General features: G+C 69.8%; 12 protein-coding genes. 3 read left to right on the top strand and 9 right to left on the bottom strand.

Annotation, left to right across the window (positions count from 1 at the left end; all coding sequences use genetic code 11):
- Positions 1 to 19: 19 nt before the first annotated feature.
- The 7 genes from OG787_RS06390 to OG787_RS06360 all read right to left on the bottom strand — a co-directional run bounded on the left by OG787_RS06390 (position 20) and on the right by OG787_RS06360 (position 10,796).
- A complete protein-coding gene (locus OG787_RS06390) occupies positions 20 to 1,720 on the bottom strand; it encodes a PHP domain-containing protein (protein ID WP_405534528.1) in 1,701 nt (566 codons plus the stop codon).
- 55 nt (positions 1,721 to 1,775) lie between these two features.
- Positions 1,776 to 3,647, bottom strand: a complete 1,872-nt coding sequence (locus OG787_RS06385; protein ID WP_405534527.1) for a LamG-like jellyroll fold domain-containing protein — start codon at positions 3,645 to 3,647, stop codon at positions 1,776 to 1,778.
- Positions 3,648 to 3,696: 49 nt separating this feature from the next.
- Positions 3,697 to 6,621, bottom strand: coding sequence for a glycoside hydrolase family 2 TIM barrel-domain containing protein (locus OG787_RS06380; protein ID WP_405534526.1), 2,925 nt, complete (start codon positions 6,619 to 6,621; stop codon positions 3,697 to 3,699).
- A complete protein-coding gene (locus OG787_RS06375; RefSeq protein WP_369031795.1) occupies positions 6,618 to 7,457 on the bottom strand; it encodes a carbohydrate ABC transporter permease in 840 nt (279 codons plus the stop codon). Before OG787_RS06375 ends, OG787_RS06380 begins: the two co-directional genes overlap by 4 nt.
- Before the next feature lie 14 nt (positions 7,458 to 7,471).
- A complete protein-coding gene (locus tag OG787_RS06370) occupies positions 7,472 to 8,425 on the bottom strand; it encodes a carbohydrate ABC transporter permease (protein ID WP_369031796.1) in 954 nt (317 codons plus the stop codon).
- On the bottom strand, positions 8,425 to 9,711 hold the full coding sequence (locus OG787_RS06365) for an ABC transporter substrate-binding protein (RefSeq protein WP_369031797.1): 1,287 nt from the start codon (positions 9,709 to 9,711) through the stop codon (positions 8,425 to 8,427). The genes OG787_RS06370 and OG787_RS06365 overlap by 1 nt, the downstream gene beginning before the upstream one ends.
- A gap of 80 nt (positions 9,712 to 9,791) precedes the next feature.
- Complete coding sequence (locus tag OG787_RS06360) at positions 9,792 to 10,796, bottom strand: carbohydrate kinase family protein (protein ID WP_369031798.1); 1,005 nt, start codon at positions 10,794 to 10,796, stop codon at positions 9,792 to 9,794.
- A 136-nt stretch (positions 10,797 to 10,932) separates the two neighbouring features.
- Here OG787_RS06360 and OG787_RS06355 point away from each other — a divergent pair, with 136 nt between their 5' ends.
- From OG787_RS06355 to OG787_RS06345, 3 genes are read left to right on the top strand one after another with little or no spacing between them, the layout of a single operon-like run.
- Positions 10,933 to 11,697 carry a DeoR/GlpR family DNA-binding transcription regulator gene (locus tag OG787_RS06355; protein ID WP_369031799.1) on the top strand — a complete coding sequence of 255 codons (765 nt, stop codon included), beginning with the start codon at positions 10,933 to 10,935 and terminating at the stop codon, positions 11,695 to 11,697.
- Positions 11,694 to 13,031: a 6-phospho-beta-glucosidase gene (locus tag OG787_RS06350; RefSeq protein WP_405534525.1), complete on the top strand. Its 1,338-nt coding sequence runs from the start codon at positions 11,694 to 11,696 to the stop codon at positions 13,029 to 13,031. The genes OG787_RS06355 and OG787_RS06350 overlap by 4 nt, the downstream gene beginning before the upstream one ends.
- A gap of 33 nt (positions 13,032 to 13,064) precedes the next feature.
- Positions 13,065 to 16,109 carry an alpha-mannosidase gene (locus tag OG787_RS06345; RefSeq protein WP_405534524.1) on the top strand — a complete coding sequence of 1,015 codons (3,045 nt, stop codon included), beginning with the start codon at positions 13,065 to 13,067 and terminating at the stop codon, positions 16,107 to 16,109.
- 133 nt (positions 16,110 to 16,242) lie between these two features.
- Here the strand turns inward: OG787_RS06345 and OG787_RS06340 are convergent, their stop codons facing one another.
- Together OG787_RS06340 and OG787_RS06335 are read right to left on the bottom strand one after the other, a co-directional pair.
- Complete coding sequence (locus tag OG787_RS06340) at positions 16,243 to 16,989, bottom strand: hypothetical protein (RefSeq protein ID WP_405534523.1); 747 nt, start codon at positions 16,987 to 16,989, stop codon at positions 16,243 to 16,245.
- 107 nt (positions 16,990 to 17,096) lie between these two features.
- Positions 17,097 to 18,791 (bottom strand): carbohydrate binding domain-containing protein, encoded by a 1,695-nt coding sequence (locus OG787_RS06335; protein WP_405534522.1) that lies wholly within the window; start codon positions 18,789 to 18,791, stop codon positions 17,097 to 17,099.
- Between the last annotated feature and the right edge of the window lie 77 nt (positions 18,792 to 18,868).

The raw sequence follows: 18,868 nt of genomic DNA, 5'->3' as shown, positions 1-18,868 counted from the left end.
GAGTTGACGCTTCATCAGATCAGCCGCCTACGACGTCGACGAACACCGGGTTGGAATAGAACCACGTATCGGCCCACGGGTCACCGTTTCCGGGCTCGTGCGGGATCGGGCCGTGCGGGTCGACCGAGGCACCGAGGTAACCGGCGCCGTGCCGGTTGCCGTCGCTGCCGCGCAGCCGGACGTAGAACGACTCGTCGCCGGCGGTGATCGGCACGCGCAGGGTGTACGTCCCCGTGCGGCCCGTCACGTCCTTCGACTTGACGACCTTGGTGTCCGGCGCCTTCCAGGTGTCCCGGTCGGTCACCGGGCCGCGCACCGCGCCCCGGATGACGTCCACGTGTGCCAACTCGGGCAGGATTCCCTGGGGGTTGAGCCGGGAGGCGGAGGTCACGGTGATGTTGAGCGTGAGCTTCTCGCCCCTGCGGACCCTGAGTCGGCCGCCCAGCGTGACGCCCCGGCCGGACTCGCAGTCCCGGGTCAGCCGGACGTCGAGCCCGTCCAGCAGGTGGCCGTGGTCCAGCCAGACCCGGCCCGCGCGCATGCCCTGCATCACCGCGCGGTAGCCGTAGCCCGTGACGCCGACGTGGGTGCGGCTGAACTGGCCGGGCCAGAAGTCGCTGCCGGGCTGCGGGGCGTCGGTGTTCACCGGGTCGGGCAGCTTGCCGGTGTTGTCGAAGTTCTGCCCGGCCGGCCAGTCGCCGTTCTTCCAGGTGTCGAAGACGATCCGGTGCGCGTCGGAGTTCGTGGTGATCGAGAACAGGCTGCCTTCGGCCAGCATCGAGTCCCACAGACCGCCGACCGTCGCGGTCGCCCAGTCGAAACCGCCGTACGTCAGATACCCGTCCGCCGGATAGCCCGCCCAGGACTGCGCCGAGGGCTTGTTCTCGTACTCGCCGCGGATCGAGGTCGCCCCGCGCCAGCCGGGGATGGCAGCGCCCTGGGCCCCGGGCGCGCCCTCCATGCCGATCATGATCCCGGGGTCTCCTTCTTTCCCGCCCTCCCGCCCTGCGTCTCGCCAGTTGCGCATCTCGTGCGGGGAGTCGATGCCCAGGCGCATCGGGTGGTTGGCGAGGACCAGCACGTCGTCGACGTATCCGGTACGGCGCTGCTCGGCCAGCCACTTGATCGCCTTGACGGCGTGCGCCTCGTTGCGGGCGGTGTCCGTGGCGCCCGCCGAGCCCTCGGTGTAGCCGAGGAGCTTGCCGTCGTAGGCGCTCTCGAACTTGGTGAGCAGGTCGACCTCGTTCTTGCCGGGCGGGGAGAAGACCGTGCAGTGCTCGGCGCCCGGGATGTACCACTCCAGGCCCTGGAAGATCAGCTGACGCGGGTTCTCCTTCCGCGCCTTGAGGATCTCGGCGTGCTCCAGCGGCGCCCCGTACTGGGCGTGCCCGAAGTTGGAGTGCTCGGTGAACACCATCCAGTCGAGGCCGAACTTCTCACCGGCGGCGGCCAGTTGGGAGAACGTGTACTTGGCGTCGTGGCTGTACACGGTGTGGATGTGATGGTCGCCGACGAGATAGGCGAGACGCGGATCGCTGCCCCCGAGCCGGCGTGGGCCGGAGGACGAGGCGGCGGCGGGCGTCGCCAGCGACCCGGCGGCGAAGGCGGCGCCGAACAGGCCCGCCCGGTGCAGGAGTTGACGCCGGGAGACGCCCTGGGCGTCAAGACCGGCGGGAGAGACGGCGGGGTCGGCCCAGGCAGGCAGCTGCTGCTCTGTCATGGTCGTGAGAGTCCCTTGGGATCAGCGGATCGGTGGGAGGGGATGACAGGTCGGGTCAGTGGTTCATGAACGAGCTGACGGGCAGCGCCCGTTCGACGATCCGTACGTCACCGAGGCGGCCGTGCAGGATCTGGTCGATCTCGCCCGCGTACGTGTAGCCGCCGAGCAGCCACGGCAGCCCGACCGAGGTGAGCCCGATCGCGGTGGCGTGCGGATTGCGGGCCACGGGGCAGCCCTGGACGTACATCGTGGTGTGCCGGCCGTCGTTGACCACGGCCACGTGCCACCACACCTCGCGCGCGGTCTCGTCGCCCCAGTTGGTCGCGATGCCCTCCTGGTTGAGCGGCCGGACCGCCCACTGCGGACCGGGCCCGTCCGAGAGCGACAGCGTGGCCAGCGGCTCGTCCGGGTCGTCCGCGGTCTTGCCCGCGGCCCCGCCCGTGCCGGTACGGCTGACGAGCCCGCCCCAGGCGTGATGCGCGGGGTCCCAGTCGGCGGGCAGGCGGTAGAACGCCTCGATGGTGTAACCGGCCTTGAACGTGGCCGAGTTGAGGGGTGCGTCGTCGGCCGTGCGCAGATAGGTGCCCCGCAGCGGGGACTTGTAGCCCTGGAACTCCAGGCTGCCGTGGCCCGGCTGGTCCGGGTGGTGGTCGGAGGACCAGGTGAGTGAGGAGGCGCCGACCGTGACGAGGGTCAGGTCGTTGCCACGGCCCGACTGGTCACGGACCGTGCCGGTCACGGCCGCGCCGTCCTGCTGTCCGTCGAAGCGCCAGTACGCGACCGTCCCGGGGACCAGCATCTTCGCCACCGGCCGCGCCGGGCGCGGAGCGACCGGCGCGAATCCCGCGAACCGCTGCTCGAAGTCGATGTCCACGGAGAAGCGGTCCGCGTCGCCGGACAGCTCCATCTCCTCGCGCTCCAGCTCGTTGAGCCCCTTGGCGGCCCGGCCCAGGATCCACGGCGAGACCGTCTCGACGTCGATGGTGTTCCGGTCCAGGTCGAAGTGGTAGAGGCGGATCATCGCAGCGCCGCCGTAGTAACGGTTCTGATAGTTCGTCAGATGCAGATGGACGTCGTTCCCGGCCGCGTTCTTGCGGGTGGCGCGGGCGGCGGGCCAGTAGTGCCCGTTGAGGGTGAGGAAGATCTGGTCGTGGTTCTTGACCAGCTTGTCCCACAGCTGCTGCCCGTACGCGGAGAGCGTGTCGTCCTCGTAGACGAGTTCGTGCGTGGTGAGGACGACCGGCAGGGTCGGATGCTGGGCGAGGACGCTCTCGGCCCAGGCGTAGCCCTTGTCCGACAGCCGCCAGTCCAGGGCGAGGACGAGCCACTCGCGGTCGGCCGCCTTGAAGATGTGGAAGGTGTTGTATCCGTCGGCCGAGGCACCGCCGAAGGTCCGCCTGCCGCGGAAGCGCTCCGGTCCGAAGACGTCCAGGTAGGGGGTCGCCCCGCGCTGGTCGGTGGTGGACGAGCGGACGTCGTGGTTGCCCGCGAGGACGCTGTACCCCACGCCGCGCCGGTCGAGCAGCTCGAACGCCTTGCCGGCGGCGGTGACTTCGGCCTGTGCGCCGTTCTCCGTGATGTCGCCCAGATGTGTGAGGAAGACGATGTTCTCGTCCCTGCCGTGCTCCAGGAGGTAGCGCAACGAGGCTTCGATCGGCGCGGGGTTGATGCTCGGCCCGTCGAAGAGGTACTGGGTGTCGGGCATCACGGCGAGAGTGAACCGACGGCTCTCCGTGTCGGGTCGCCACGACGACGAGGATGCGGATGCCGCCTTCTCCGTCACGGCCTCGGCGGCCGTCGGCAGGGCGACGGACGTGGTCGCCGCCGCCCCGATCAGCGCGGTCGCCCGCAGGAAACTACGCCGGCCGGCGCCCGCCTGGGGCGCTTCGAGGGCAGGCTCGTGCCCGGACTCGTGCGAGGTGCACACAACTAACTCCGTAAGTGGTTCCGTGAGTCGAGGGGAGTGGTGTGGGGGGTCAGAGCATGCGAAGAGTCCAGGCCCACCTGTGGGTGCCCGGCTGTACGAGGTAGGAGGGGAAGGTGTCGGGGCCGCACGACGCCGTGCCGAGCCCCCGGTGTGCCGCGTCGATGTGCACCACACAGCCGGGCCGGGGCTTCAGCTGGTCGTGGTGGGTGGCGGCGGCCAGATCCTGGGCGCGGAACCGGGTCACGGAGACCTGGCGCGGCCGGTCCAGCACGACCGAGAGACCGGTGGCGTCCGGCGCCGACAGCCTGAACTGTCGTACACCGTGCCGTCCGCCGCTCTCCTGCGGCCGCAGATAAGGGGTGAACAGGGAGTCCACGGGCGCCGAGTGATGCCCGACGGGCGCTCCGGCGGCGCGGTCCGGGTAGGACTCCCAGGGGCCCTGCCCGTACCACTCCAGCAGGTCGAGCCCGGACACCGTCTCGAACACGGAACCGACCCGCGCCACATCGGCGTACGCGTCCGGCAGTTCGGCCCGCTCCTCGACGCGGATACCGCCCTGGACCGGAGTGAACACCTGCTCGTGGCGGATGACGCCCGCGGTCCCGGCGTACTCGGCGAGCACGGTCACCCGACCGCCGTCGTGCCGTACGTCCACGGCCTTGCGTACGAGGGAGTCGAGGCCCCAGTCCTGCCAGCGGGCCGCCATGCCGCCCAGCTCGTCGTTGTCGGTCGGGGCCCGCCACAGGGACAGTGTGGGCGCCGACGTCAGCAGCGGGTGGACCAGCAGTCCGTCGCCGTCGACCTTGACGGGCGGTCCCGCGACCGCCCGCTCCGGTGCCTCCGGTGCGGCTCGCAGCAGCAGCTGGGGCACGCAGATCTCGGTGCCGCGCGGGGCCCACGGCTCGTCGTCGGCCGTCGTCACCCGCAGGGTCAGCCAGGCCTCGCCGCCGTCGGAAGGAAGCTCGAAGGGCAGCGGCACGGCCGCCGTCTCGCCCGGTCGCAGGTCCGGGAGTTCGGCGGGCGCGGTCAGCGTACGGCCGTCCGCGAGGGTCAGTTCCCAGGTGGCCGCGAGCCAGTCCAGGCCCCGGAAGGACTGGTGGTTGGAGAGCACAAGCCCCTCGTGCCGGAAAGCCTCCAGGCGCACCGGAGCCGCGATCTCCCGGTGCTCGTACATGACCGGCTTGGGCGTGCGGTCGGGGAAGACGACCCCGTCGGCGATGAAGGCGCCGTCGTGGATCGTCTCGCCGAAGTCGCCGCCGTACGCCCAGCGCAGGCCGGGGGCGGCGACACCGTTGTCATAGAGCCCGGCGCCCGTGCGTCCGAGTGGTCTGCCGCTGTTCACGCACTGGAGAATGCCGTGGTCCCAGAACTCCCAGATGAACCCGCCCTGAAGTCCCGGCGTTGACTCGATGGCGGCCCAGTGGTCGGCGAGCGTGCCGTTGCTGTTGCCCATGGCGTGCGAGTACTCGCACTGGATGAGCGGCTTGGTCTGCTCACCGGACAGGGCGTGCGCGACACAGTCCTCCAGCGGCGCGTACATCGGACAGGCGATGTCGGAGGCGACGGCGGGGTCGGCCCAGCCCGTCTTGGCCGCGCCCTCGTACTGGAGGGGCCGGGTCGGGTCGTGGCGGCGCAGCCAGCCCGCCGCCGCGTCGTGGTTGGCGCCGTAGTCGGACTCGTTCCCGAGTGACCAGATGATGATCGACGGGTGGTTCTTGTCCCGCAGCACCATCCGCGAGACGCGGTCCACGAAGGCGTTCAGATAGCGCGGGTCGTCCGCGATCTCGTGCGCGTGGTCGTGCGACTCGATGTCCGCCTCGTCGACCACGTAGAAACCGAGTTCGTCCGCGAGGTCGTACAGCGTCGGGTCGTTCGGGTAGTGCGCGGTACGGATCGCGTTGAACCCGAACCGCTTCAGCAGCACGAGATCGGCGCGCATGTCGTCGTACGACACCGTCCGCCCCGTGAGTGGGTGGAAGTCGTGCCGGTTGACGCCCCGGATGTAGATCCGCTCGCCGTTGACCAGCAGGTCCCGCCCGACGATCTCGACGTCCCGGAAACCGATCCGCCGGTACGAGGTGTCGGCGACCGTTCCGTCGGCGCGGTGCAGCCGGACGGTCAGGCCGTACAGCTCGGGCGTCTCGGCGGTCCAGGTGCGTACGTCGGGCACCCGGGCGCACATCCGGGGCTCGCCGAGGAAGTCGGAGACCCGGTCGTCCTCGGCGTTGAAGCGGTCGAACTCGGCGTCCTGCGTGAGCAGTTGACCGTCGATCTCGCCGCTCACGTACCAGCCTCCGGGCAGCGCGCCGCCCGCGTCCCGCACCCGGCAGTCCACCCGCAGCTCACCGGAGGCCGGGGCCCGTACGGTGATGTCCGCGAGGTGCAGCGGGTCGGTCGCGTACAGCAGCACCGAGCGGGTGATGCCGCCGTGCCACCACTGGTCCTGGTCCTCGATGTGGGTGGCGTCGGACCACTTGACGACCGTCAGCCGTACGGTTGCCGAGCGGCCCGGCCAGACGACGTCGGAGAGGTCGAACTCGGCCGCCAGATGGGAGTCCTTGGAGATCCCGACCGGCCGCCCGTCGACGTGCACGAGCAGCACGCTCTCGGCGGCGCCCACCTGGAGCACGATCCGCCGGCCAGCCCACTCGGCCGGAACGTCGAACTCACGCTCGTACACGCCCGTCGGGTTGGCGTCCGGCGACGCGGGCGGGAAGTCGCCCCACGGCATCTGGACGTTGGTGTACCAGGGCAGGTCGTCGGTGTCCTGGAGGGTCCAGGCGCCGGGGACCCGGGCCGTGGACCAGTCGTCGCCGACCGGTGTCGTCGGTGTCGGGAGGAGCTGGAAGCGCCAGTCGCCGTCGAGGGAGAGGGCGCCGGAACGCCGGTCCACGGCGTTCATGGGCAGGCGCCCCCAGGAAGTCACCTCGGGTGACTCCCAGGGGCGCAGGGCCAGCAGCGGATCGTTCGTCATCCGCGGACCGCTCCCTTCGCGAGGTCGCCGATGATCTGCTTGGCGCCGATCGCGAACACGATCAGCAGCGGGATGAGCGCGAGCAGGGCGCCGGTCATCACGATGCCGTAGTCGGTGGTGCCGTGGGTGCCGTTGAGCTGGGACAGCGCGACCTGGAGGGTCACGTTGTCCGGGTTGGTGAGGGCGATCAGGGGCCAGGCGAAGTCGTTCCACTGGCCCATGAAGGTGAAGATGCCGAGGAAGGCGAGGCCGGGTCGGACCACCGGCAGCGCCACATGCCAGTACTGGCGCAGGAAGTTGGCGCCGTCGAGCTTGGACGCGTCGAGCAGCTCGTCGTGGATGGCCGTCTTCATGTACTGGCGCATCCAGAAGATGCCGAAGGCGTTGGCCGCGGCCGGCACGATCAGCGCGGTCATCGAGCCGATCCAGCCGATCTTCGCCATGACGACGAACTGCGGGATGACCGACAGCTGCGCCGGGACCATGAAGATCACCATGAGCAGCCCGAACAGCGCGTTCTTGCCCGGGAATTCGAACTTGGCGAAGACGAACGCCGCGAGCGAGTCGAAGAGCAGGACCAGGAAGGTCACCGCCGTCGCCACGAGCAGCGAGTTCCACATCGACCCGAAGAAGTCGATGGCGTCGAACAGATTGCGGACGTTCTCCAGGAAGTGCGTGCCCGGCAGCAGCTTCGGCGGGTACGAGAAGATCTCCGACGAACTGTGCGTCGACATGATCACGGCCCAGTAGAACGGGAAGGCCGAGATCAGCGTGCCGATGATCAGCGGTAGGTGCAGCGCGAGCCCTCTGCGGCGGGACCCCTTGATGGATGCCATTTTGCGGGCCCTTCCTAGTCGCCCCGGCGCTGCACGAGGCGCCAGTTGATGATCGAGAAGAGGACGACGACGAGGAAGATGCCCCACGCCACCGCGGCTCCGTACCCGAAGTCGTTGTTGTCGAAGGTCTGCTGGAAGAAGTAGAGGACCATCGTCTGTCCCGAGTGGCCCGGACCGCCCGCGAACGTCGAGTCGTTGGACGAGGTCTGGAGCAGCACCTGTGGTTCGGAGAAGCTCTGGAGCCCCGTGACCGTCGAGACGACGAGCACGAACAGCAGCGTGGGCCGCAGCAGTGGCAGCGTGATCCGGAAGAAGGTCTGGAAGGGGTTGGCGCCGTCCACGCGCGCCGCCTCGTACAGCTCGCTCGGGATGGTCTGGAGCCCGGCCAGGAAGATGATCGCGTTGTAGCCGGTCCACTGCCAGGTCATCAGGGCGGCGATGGTGACCTTGATGCCCCACGGGGTGTTCAGCCAGGCGATCTGGTCGATCCCGACGCCCTGAAGGACGGCGTTCACCACGCCGTTGTTGGTGGAGAAGATCGAGCCGAAGACGATCGCGATGGCGACGACCGAGGTGACGTTCGGCAGGAAGTACGCGACGCGGTACCAGCTCTTGAACCGGACCGCGGAGTTGAGCATCACGGCCAGAACCATCGCCAGCAGGATCATCGGGAAGGTGGCCAGTGCCCAGATGATGATCGTGTTGCCGATCGAGTTCCAGAAGTCGCTGTCGGTCAGCAGGTACTGGTACTGCGAGAGCCCGGCCCACTCCATCGAACCGAGGCCGTCCCAGCGGTGGAACGACAGATAGAGCGAGAAGCCCACCGGGAACAGGCCGAAGCCGAGGAAGATCAGATAGAAGGGCGAGATCGCGGCGTAGAGGTGCCAGTACTTGCGCCACCCCTTCTTCGGCCCGGCCGGCGAGGGCCGCTGTGCCACAGCAGGAGGGGACTGCTCGATGACCGCCATCAGTAGCTCACCCCCAGGTGCTTCGCGATGCGACGGCACTTGCTCATGGCGTCACTCCAGGCTTTCTTGGGGTCCTTGCCGAGGACGCCGACGTTCTTGATCTCGTCCTTGATGGGGGTGCCGAGCGCGATGTCGTACGGGCTGTTGTAGGCGACCACGATCTTCTGCGCGGCGGGCCCGAAGACGTCCGTGGTGACCTGGCCGCCGAAGAAGGGGTCGGCCTCCCGGAGTTGCTTCAGGTCGTAGGAGGCGGGTGTAGAGGGGAAGAGGCCCGCGTCGACGTAACCCTGGGCCTGGTTGGCCGCGTTGAGGATCCAGGTGATGATCTGGAAGGCCTGCTCGGGCTCCCGGCACGCCTTGGTGATCGACAGGAACGAGCCGCCGTTGTTCGCGGGCCGCACCGGCATGTCGGCGATCCGCCACCTGCCCTTGGTCTTCGGCACACCGTTCTTGAGGTCGAACGTCGCCCAGGAGGCGCCCAGTTGGCTGGGCAGCTTGCCGTCCTGTACGGCCGACAGCTGGTCCGGGGTGCCGTTCACCAGGTCCGAGACGATCCCGCGCTGCTTGGCCTCGACGGCCAGCGCCCAGGCGTCGCGCACATGCTGCTCGTCACCGATGAAGTGACGGTCCTTGTCGACGTACCGCTTCGAGCCCTGCTGTACGACGTTCTCGAAGACGGAGTTGACGTCCGTGAGCAACTGGGTGCCCGGGATGCGCTTCTTGAGCTGCTCGCCCGCGGCGAAGAACGCCTCCCAGGTGCTCAGCTCCTTCGACACGTCGGCGGGCTCGTACGGCAGACCCGCCTTGCGGAACACCTCGTACTGGTAGAAGTGCGCGACCGGCCCGCAGTCGATCGGGAAACCGACCATCGTGCCGTCGTCGGCGATGCCCTGGTCCCACTTCCACGGCAGGTACTGGCTCTTGTACTTCTCCGCGCCCAGCGTCCGCAGATCGATGAACTGGTCCGCGTTCGGCAGATAGGCCGCCATGTCCTCGCCCTTGAGCCCCGCGATGTCGGGGACATGGGCCTGGCCGGTGATCGTGGTGATGAGCTTCGAGCGGTACTGGCCGCCGATCTGGATCGCCCGGAGGTCGACCGAGCTGTCGTAGCGGGCCTTGGCGTTCTTGACGACGGTGTCGCTCAGACCGCCGCTCCAGTACCACAGGACCATGTTGCGCCCGGTGGAGCCGGTCGGAACGGCGCAGCCGCTCGCCAGGCCGCCGAGCGCGGTGGCGGCCGTGCCGGCCAGGCCCGCGCGCAGTAGGCCTCTTCGTGAGAGCTGCACAGCTCCCACCGCCTTTCGGATCTGTTCGGTGCGTATGTGCGTATGTGCGTATGTGCGTAAGGGGGGAAGGAAAGGAATGGTCAGGGTGTGACGGGTGCGAACCGCACCGGCGGGCCCGGATCGGCCGGCAGCCGGTCGGCCAGGAAGCCGTAGGCGCGCCGCAGTTCGGGGTCGTCGAGCGTGTGCCACCAGCGGTGGACGTGGTACCAGCCGGGCGCGGCCAGCGCGCCGCCGTGATGCCGCACCGACAGGGAGGCGGCCAGTACGGCGAACCGCAGCCGTTCCTCCAGCGGCCAGCCGCCGAGCGAGGCCGCGACGAAACTGGCGCCGAACACGTCACCGGCGCCCGTCGAGTCCACGACGTCCACGGGCAACGCCGGGACGTCCGCGTACTCGCCGGTCGTCTGGTCGACGGCGACCGCGCCGTCCCCGCCGCGTGTGACGACGGCCACCGGGACCAGCTCGCTGAGCGTGCCCAGGGCGGCCACCGCGGTGTCGGTACGGGTGTACGCCATCGCCTCGGTCTCGTTGGGGAGGAAGGCGTGGCACAGGGCGAGCTGGTCGAGCAGGTCGGAGGACCACTGCTGGGTCGGGTCCCAGCCGACGTCCGCGTAGATCTGCGTGCCGTTCGCCGCCGCCTTGGCCAGCCAGCGGTGGGGCTCGGCCTCGATGTGCACGAGCGCGGTGCGCGCCTCGGGCGGGTCGCCCAGCAGGGCGTCCTGGGAGTACGGCGGCGGCTGCCCGTGGGTGATCAGGGCGCGGTCGCCGTCGTAGGCGAGCGAGACGGTGACGGGGGTGTGCCAGTCGTCCGCGGTGCGCGAGAGCGAGAGGTCGACGCCCTCCTGGTCCGCGAGGACGGCACGGCAGTGGGCTCCGTAGGCGTCGTCGCCGAAGACCGTGGCCAGCGAGGTCTTCAGACCGTAGCGTGAGGCTGCCACCGCGAGGTTCGCGATCCCGCCGGGGCTGGTGCCCATCCCCGACGTCCAGATCTCCTCGCCGGGCGTCGGGGGCTTGCCCAGGCCGGTCAGGACGAGGTCGAAGAAGAGCAGCCCGGTCAGCAGCACATCGGGCCGTTCGTCGTCCACGCGCGCATCCTCTCGTCAAAACTCGTCAGTCTGATGAGTTTGATGACCGGAATCGTGCGCGCCTTCGGAAGATTTGGCAAGAGTCGAGCAGAACTGAGCATAGAAATGATTGAAGATGACGAGTACTGTTCAGCGCGTGCTGGCAGAACGACGACATCAACTCATCCTGCGGGCCCTGCGCTCGGGCGGCCCCGCGGCCGTGACCGATCTCTCCGAGCAACTGGGCGTGAGCCCCGCCACCATCCGGCGTGACCTGGTCAGACTGGAGGAGGAGGGCCTGCTCACCCGTGTCCACGGCGGCGCCGTGGTGGAGGAGGGCGACCAGCCCTTCGCCGAGGTCGCCGAGGTGCGCGTCGCGGAGAAGGACGCGATAGCCGCCAAGGCCGCGTCGCTCGTCACGGACGGCGAGTCCGTGCTGCTCGACATCGGCACCACCGCCTACCGGCTGGCCCGCCAGTTGCACGGCCGCCGGCTCACGGTGATCACCAGCAACCTGGTGGTCTTCGAGGAGCTGGTCGACGACGAGGGCATCGAACTGGTGCTCCTCGGCGGCATGGTCCGGCGCGAGTACCGCTCCCTGGTCGGCTTCCTCACCGAGGACAACCTGCGCCAGCTGCACGCCGACTGGCTCTTCCTCGGCACCAGCGGCGTCCGCCCCGGCGGCCAGGTGATGGACACCACAGTCGTCGAGGTACCGGTCAAGCGCGCCATGATCAAGGCCGCCGACCGGGTCGTGCTGCTCGCCGACCGGGCCAAGTTCCCGGGCACGGGCATGGCGAAGGTCTGCGGCCCGGACGAACTGGACATGGTGGTGACGAACGCGCCGGTGGACCCGGCGACGCAGTCCTCTTTGCAGGAGGCCGGGGTGCAGGTCATCACGGCAGGAAAGGTGCAACCGTGAAGTTGACGATTCTGGGCGGCGGCGGTTTCCGCGTGCCGCTCGTGTACGGGGCGCTCCTGGGCGACCATGCCGAGGGCCGGGTGACCCATGTCACCCTGCACGACCTGGACGCGGGCCGCCTCTCGGCGGTCACCCGCGTCCTGGCCGAGCAGGCGGCGGGGGTGCCCGACGCCCCCGAGGTGAGCGCCACGACCGACCTCGACGAGGCGCTCACCGGCGCCGACTTCGTCTTCTCCGCGATCCGCGTCGGCGGCCTGGAGGGCCGGGCGAACGACGAGAAGGTGGCCCTCGACCAGGGCGTCCTCGGCCAGGAGACGGTCGGCGCCGGAGGAATCGCCTACGGCCTGCGCACGGTCCCGGTCGCCGAGGACATCGCGCGGCGCGTCGCCCGGCTCGCCCCCGACGCCTGGGTCATCAACTTCACCAACCCGGCAGGACTGGTCACCGAGGCCATGTCCCGCCACCTCGGCGACCGCGTCATCGGCATCTGCGACTCCCCGGTGGGCCTCGGCCGCCGGATCGCCCGCGTGCTCGGCGCCAACCCCGGCGAGGCGTGGATCGACTACGTCGGCCTCAACCACCTCGGCTGGGTGCGCGGCCTCAGGATCAACGGCCGCGACGAACTCCCGCGCCTGCTCGCCGACCCCGACCTCCTCGGCTCCTTCGAGGAGGGCAAGCTCTTCGGCACCGAGTGGCTCCAGTCCCTGGGCGCCGTCCCGAACGAGTATCTGCACTACTACTACTTCAACCGTGAGGCCGTACGCGCCTACAGCGAGGCCGAGCAGACCCGCGGCGCCTTCCTGCGCGACCAGCAGGCCGGCTTCTACGACGAGATGAAGCGGCCCGACGCCGCCGCCCTCACCGCCTGGGACCGCACCCGCGCCGAGCGCGAGGCGACCTACATGGCCGAGGCGAGGGAGACGGCGGGCGCCGGCGAACGCGACGCCGACGACCTGTCCGGGGGCTACGAGAAGGTCGCCCTCGCCCTGATGCGGGCCATCGCCCGCGACGAGCGCACCACCCTGATCCTCAACGTCCGCAACCGGAAGACGCTCTCGGTGCTCGACGCCGAGGCCGTCATCGAGGTGCCCTGCCTGGTCGACGCCAACGGCGCCCACCCCGTCACGGTCGACCCGCTGCCCGACCACGCCTCAGGCCTGGTCTGCTCGGTCAAGGCGGTCGAACGCGAGGTGCTCGCCGCCGCCGAGTCCGGCTCCCGTGCGACGGCGGTCAAGGCGTTCGCGCTGCACCCGCTCGTCGACTCCGTGAACGTGGCCCGCAGGCTGGTCGACGGATACACCGCCGTCCACCCTGGCTTGGCGTACCTTAAGTAAGCGCTTTCCCCCGCTCGTATCTGGAGACTTCTCATGCACGACGAACGCCAGCGGATCGAGGAGCGCGTCCAGCGCCTCCACGACCAGCGGATCAAGGCGGCGATCTACGCGGCCACGGTGCCCTTCACGGTCGAGGCCTGGCAGGCGCCGGGCGAGCCGGTCTCCTTCGAGGAGGCGTCGGCCGCTACCTACGCGCCCTTCGCGATGGACACCCCGTGGGGCCCGCCCTGGGGCACGACCTGGTTCCGGATGCGCGGACAGGTGCCCGCCGAGTGGGCCGGGCGGCGCGTCGAGGCGGTCATCGACCTCGGCTTCATCGGCGACTGGCCGGGCAACCAGGCCGAGGCCCTCGTCCACCTCACCGACGGCACCCCGCTGAAGGCGGTCAACCCGCTCAACCAGTACGTGCCGATCGCCAACCCCGCCGTCGGCGGCGAGGAGATCGACTACCTGGTCGAGGCGGCCTCGAACCCGGACATCCTGGCGGACAACTTCTCCAAGATCACCCCCATGGGTGACATCCTCACCGCGGGCGACAAGCCGATCTACACTTTCCAGCGCGCCGACCTCGCGATCCTGGACGAGGAGGTCTTCCACCTCGACCTCGACATCCAGGTGCTGCGCGAGCTGATGCTGGAGCTGGGCGAGCACGACCCGCGCCGCCACGAGATCACCCACGCCCTGGACCGCGCGCTCGACCTGCTCGACCTGGACGACGTGGCCGGTTCGGCGGCGGCGGTACGAGCGGCCCTGGCACCCACCCTGGCCAAGCCCGCCAACGCCAGCGCCCACAAGATCTCGGGTGTCGGGCACGCGCACATCGACTCGGCGTGGCTGTGGCCGATCCGCGAGACCAAGCGCAAGACGTCCCGCACCTTCTCCAACGTGACCTCGCTGGCCGACGAGTACGAGGACTTCATCTTCGCCTGCTCGCAGGCCCAGCAGTACGAGTGGGTGCGCGACAACTACCCCAAGGTGTGGGCGCGCATCCAGGAGTCCGTGAAGAAGGGCCAGTGGGCGCCGGTCGGCGGCATGTGGGTCGAGGCCGACGGAAACCTGCCCGGCGGCGAGGCGATGGCCCGCCAGCTGATCCACGGCAAGCGGTTCTTCATCGAGCACTTCGGCGTCGAGACCAAGGGCGTGTGGCTGCCGGACTCCTTCGGCTACACCGCGGCCTACCCGCAGCTCGCCAAGCTCGCCGGCAACGACTGGTTCCTCACCCAGAAGATCTCCTGGAACCAGACCAACAAGTTCCCCCACCACACCTTCTGGTGGGAGGGCATCGACGGCACCCGCATCTTCACGCACTTCCCGCCGGTCGACACCTACAACGCCCGTTTCAGCGGCGAGGAGATGGCCCGCGCGACGCGCAACTACCAGGAGAAGGGCGTCGCGAACCGCTCGCTGGCCCCCTTCGGCTGGGGCGACGGCGGTGGCGGCCCCACCCGCGAGATCATGGAACGGGCGCGCAGGCTCGCCGACCTGGAGGGTTCCGCGACGGTCGAGGTCGAGCACCCCGACGACTTCTTCGCCAAGGCCCGCGAGGAGTACCCCGACGCCCCGGTGTGGGTCGGTGAGCTGTACCTGGAGCTGCACCGGGCCACGTACACCTCCCAGGCGCGCACCAAGCAGGGCAACCGGCGCAGCGAACACAAGCTGCGCGAGGCCGAGTTGTGGGCGACGACGGCCGCGCTGCACGCGCCGGGATACGCGTACCCGTACGAGCACCTGGACCGCCTCTGGAAGACGGTCCTGCTGCACCAGTTCCACGACATCCTGCCGGGCTCGTCCATCGCCTGGGTGCACCGCGAGGCGGAGGCCGAATACGCCCGCGTGGCCGAGGAGTTGGAGGCGCTGACCGCCGAGGCGGTGGCCGCGCTCGGCGGTGGCGAGTCCCGTGCGTTCAACACCAGCCCGTACGACCGGGCCGAGGTGGTCCGCACCTCGACGGGTGTCCCCATGTACGTGGAGGTCCCGGCGAGCGGCAGCGCCCCGCTGGCCGTCGCGGAGCCCCCGCAGCCGGTGACGGTCACGGGCGGCCGGATCCTTGACAACGGCCTGGTACGGGTGGAGTTGGCCGAGGACGGCACCTTGTCGTCGGTCCGCGACCTGCGGGCCAACCGCGAAGTCCTGGCCGACAAGGGCAACTTGCTCCGCCTGCACACCGACCTCCCGAACTACTGGGACGCCTGGGACATCGACAAGCACTACAAGAATCGCTACACGGACCTGCTGGACGCGTCGGCCGTCACGGTCGTCGACGAGGACCCGCTCCTCGGCGCCATCCGCGTGGAGCGCGCCTTCGGCAAGGACTCGAAGATCGTCCAGACGATCACCGTGCGGGCCGGCAGCCCCCGGATCGACTTCGAGACGGAGATCGACTGGCACGAGGCCGAGAAGATCCTCAAGGCGGCCTTCCCGGTGGACATCCGGGCGGCGCACTCGTCGGCGGAGATCCAGTTCGGCCACGTCCAGCGGCCCACGCACACCAACACCAGCTGGGAGTCGGCCCGGTTCGAGGTCTCCGGCCACCGCTGGGTGCACCTCGCCGAGCCCGGCTACGGCGTCGCGGTCCTCAACGACTCGACGTACGGCCACGACGTCTCCCGCACGGTCCGCGAGGACGGCGGTACGACGACCACGGTCCGTCTGTCGCTGGTGCGCGCCCCGCGCATCCCCGACCCCGGGGCCGACCAGGGCAAGCACCGCTTCACGTACTCGCTGCTGCCCGGCGCGAGCATCGAGGACGCGGTCGCCGAGGGCTACTCGCTGAACCTGCCGCTGCGGGTCGCGGACGCGGCGGGGGCGTCGGAGCCGGTGGTGTGGGCGGACGGCGACGGTGTGACCATCGAGGCGGTGAAGCTTGCCGACGATGCGTCCGGTGATGTCGTCGTGCGGCTCTATGAGTCGCGGGGTGGTCGGGCGGAGGGTGTGCTGTGCACGGGCTTCCCCCTTGCGGGCGCCAAGATCACCGACCTGTTGGAGCGTCCATTGTCGGAGGCCGCGGTGGAGGGTGACTCAGTGGCGGTGACGCTGCGGCCGTTCGAGGTGCAGACGTTGCGGTTGACGCGCGGCTGAGGGTTCGTTTTTTGCTGCGGGCCGGTGGGGGCTGGTCGCGCCCCGCGGCGGAGCCGCAGATCGATACAGCCCCGCGCCCCTAGGGGCGCGGGGTCGGGCGGGCCGTGTTCTTTGCGGCCCGCCCGTCTTCGTGTCAGCGGTAACCGTCGCGGTAGTTGTCCCGGTGCCGTTCCTGCCAGGCGATTCTGCGGGTGCGGACGAAGGTGACGATCGGGGTGCGGAAGGCCAGTAGGGCGGTCAGGGCCACCGCGGCGCCGCCCCAGGCGAGGATCGTGCTCACCATGGAGCTGACGCGGTACGACCAGGTCTCGGTGACGTGGAGGTGCACGGTGATGGGTGGGGTCAGGGCGGCGAGGGCACGGTCGGAGTCGCCCTGGTAGGTGGTGACGGTGAGGAGGAGTTCGTAGTCGCCCGGTTCGTTCGAGGAGACGCTCCACCGCCACTCGACGCCGTCCCCCGGCCGGGCGATGACCTGTCTCGCCCTGGCGTCGGTGAGGAGCGCGACCCGCACATCGGGGTGTGCGGAGGTCAGAGTGGCTCCCTCCACCCCGCCCACCGGGAACGAGCGGGTCTCGATGAGCGTCCCCTCCAGGTTGCTCCGGCTCGCGGCTTCGGCGCTCAGACCGGTCAGGGTGATCCGGAAGGTGCGGGGTTCGCCCACCGACGTCGCGAGCTGGGAACGGTAGTCGAGGCGCCCGTCGAAGAGCTGGCCGCGGTCGCTCGCCAGGTCGGCCTGGAACGCGGCCTGGTCCCCGTACGGAGAGGTGTCTGTGTCGCAGGCGCTGAGGACGCCGACGGCCGCGACGAGGAGCAGTCCGAGAGCGAGCAGGGTACGGGTGCGGATGCCGCCGATGTGCCGAACCGTTTCTGTGTCCCCCATGACCGTCCCCCCGAACACACGGGCAGCCCCCACATCGGGCCGCGCGACCGCGCGGACGATTCTTCCCGATGCGGGGGCCTCGTACGGACTCTTTTCCCGTAGATCGCTCAGCCCGTGAAACCGGCCGTGATCGACGTGAACTGCCAGGTGGTCTGGCTGATGCCCGAGCAGTTGCTGACCACTCCGCCGCCGGGGCACGGGCGGTCGCGGTTGACCGACCAGTAGGCGAGGCGGGCGATGTGGTGGGAGTTGGACCAGTCGCGGATCTGGGTCCAGGTCGTCGGGCTGGTCAGCTCCTGCTGGTCGGACAGGCCGTTCATGCCGGAGATGCCGATGTGGGCGTACGCCGTGGCGTCGTCCCAGCCGAAGGTCGACCTCAGTTTCGTCTTCAGTCCCTCGGTGGCGTTCACGGTGCTGGCGTACATGTCGGCGCCGCCGCCGAAGTCGAACGGCATGATCGTGAACACGTCGATGTCGGCGCCGAGGGCCGACGCCCGCTCGATGAGGCGGTTGCCCCAGTAGGTCGGGCCGGTGGTCGACGTACCGAAGGTCAGGATCGTGCGCAGGCCCGGGTTGTTCGCCTTGACGATCTTCAGGGCGCCCAGGACGCGGTCCTGCACCACCTCGTTCTCGAATTCGTCCGAGTTCTCGATGTCGACGTCGATCGCCTTCAGCCCGTACGCGTCGATCACCTTCTGGTAGGCGCCCGCGAGTGCCTCCGGTGTCGAGCAGTTCGGGCCGAGCTTGTTGCCGCTCCAGCCGCCGATCGACGGGACGATGTCACCGCCCGCCGCGCGGACGGAGTTGATGACGGTCTGGTCGTTGCCGCCGGTCAGCGGGCGGGTGCCGTCCCAGGCGGGGTTGCAGCCGCCGGAGGACAGGACGAACGCCATCGTGAACCACTTGACGCCCGTCGCGCTCATCACCGAGGTCGCGCTCGGCGGGTCGCCCCAGCCGAGGTAGAGATAGGGCGCCGCCTGCTTGAACCCGGTTCCGCCGCCGCTGCCCGCGTCCGTCGTGACGCTCACGGCGTTGGAGGCCGCCGAGACGTTCCCCGCCGCGTCCCTCGCCTTCACCGTGAAGGAGTACGCGGTGCTCGGCGCGAGTCCGCTCACCGTGGCCGACGTGCCGGAGACGCTCAGCACCTGGCTCGCGCCGCGGTAGACGTCGTACGCCGTGACGCCGACGTTGTCCGACGCGGCGTTCCAGGCCAGGGAGACCGTCGAGGAGGTCTTGGCCGTGGAGCGGAGGGTGCCGGGCGCGGTCGGGGCCTGGGTGTCCGAGCTGCCGCCCGGGCCGTCCAGGCTGATGTCGTCGGCGTAGTAGGTGCCCTGGCCGTACCAGCCGTGGGTGTAGACCGTGGCGGTGGTCTGCGCGGCCCCCGTGGTGAAGGAGACCGACAGCTGCGCGTACGCCGACGAGGACGTCGTCCAGGTCGAGGGGCCGCCGTCCACGCCGAGGTAGACGTACGAGCCGCGCACCCACGCGCTGAGGACGTAGGCGGTGTTCGGGCGGACCGTGACGGTCTGGGCGCACTTGGCGTTGTCGCTCGAACTGGCCGCCCCCGCAAGGGACTTGGTGCCGCCGTGCACGGGGGAGGAGACCACGGAGCCGAGGTTGCCGGTGCACGACCAGGGGGAGAGGGCACCCGACTCGAAGCCGGGGTTGGTGAGGACGTTGGCCGCCTGGGCCGTACCTGGCAGGGCGATCGCCCCGGCCAGGGCCAGGGCGGCGGAGCCGGCCAGGGCGAGCAGACGGTGCCGGAGTGATCTTCCGGGATGCGTGAGGTTGACGAAGCGCACAGCGATCTCCCTGAAGTCATGGGGGTGTTCGGGAGTGCACAGGTATGCAAAGGGGTGCGCAAACAGAGTTGGTCTGG

It is taken from the genome of Streptomyces sp. NBC_00075, from assembly GCF_045041225.1.
GTDB classification, from domain to species: Bacteria; Actinomycetota; Actinomycetes; order Streptomycetales; family Streptomycetaceae; genus Streptomyces; species Streptomyces adonidis.
Note: the sequence above shows the minus strand (reverse complement) of the source record. Positions and strands in the feature narration are given on the sequence as shown.

Excerpts from the sequence above, each read along its gene's own strand:
- OG787_RS06390 (WP_405534528.1), bottom strand. The coding sequence starts at position 1,720 with ATGACAGAGCAGCAGCTGCCTGCCTGGGCCGACCCCGCCGTCTCTCCC.
- OG787_RS06380 (WP_405534526.1), bottom strand. The coding sequence starts at position 6,621 with ATGACGAACGATCCGCTGCTGGCCCTGCGCCCCTGGGAGTCACCCGAG.
- OG787_RS06375 (WP_369031795.1), bottom strand. The coding sequence starts at position 7,457 with ATGGCATCCATCAAGGGGTCCCGCCGCAGAGGGCTCGCGCTGCACCTA.
- OG787_RS06370 (WP_369031796.1), bottom strand. The coding sequence starts at position 8,425 with ATGGCGGTCATCGAGCAGTCCCCTCCTGCTGTGGCACAGCGGCCCTCG.
- OG787_RS06345 (WP_405534524.1), top strand. The coding sequence starts at position 13,065 with ATGCACGACGAACGCCAGCGGATCGAGGAGCGCGTCCAGCGCCTCCAC.
- OG787_RS06340 (WP_405534523.1), bottom strand. The coding sequence starts at position 16,989 with ATGGGGGACACAGAAACGGTTCGGCACATCGGCGGCATCCGCACCCGT.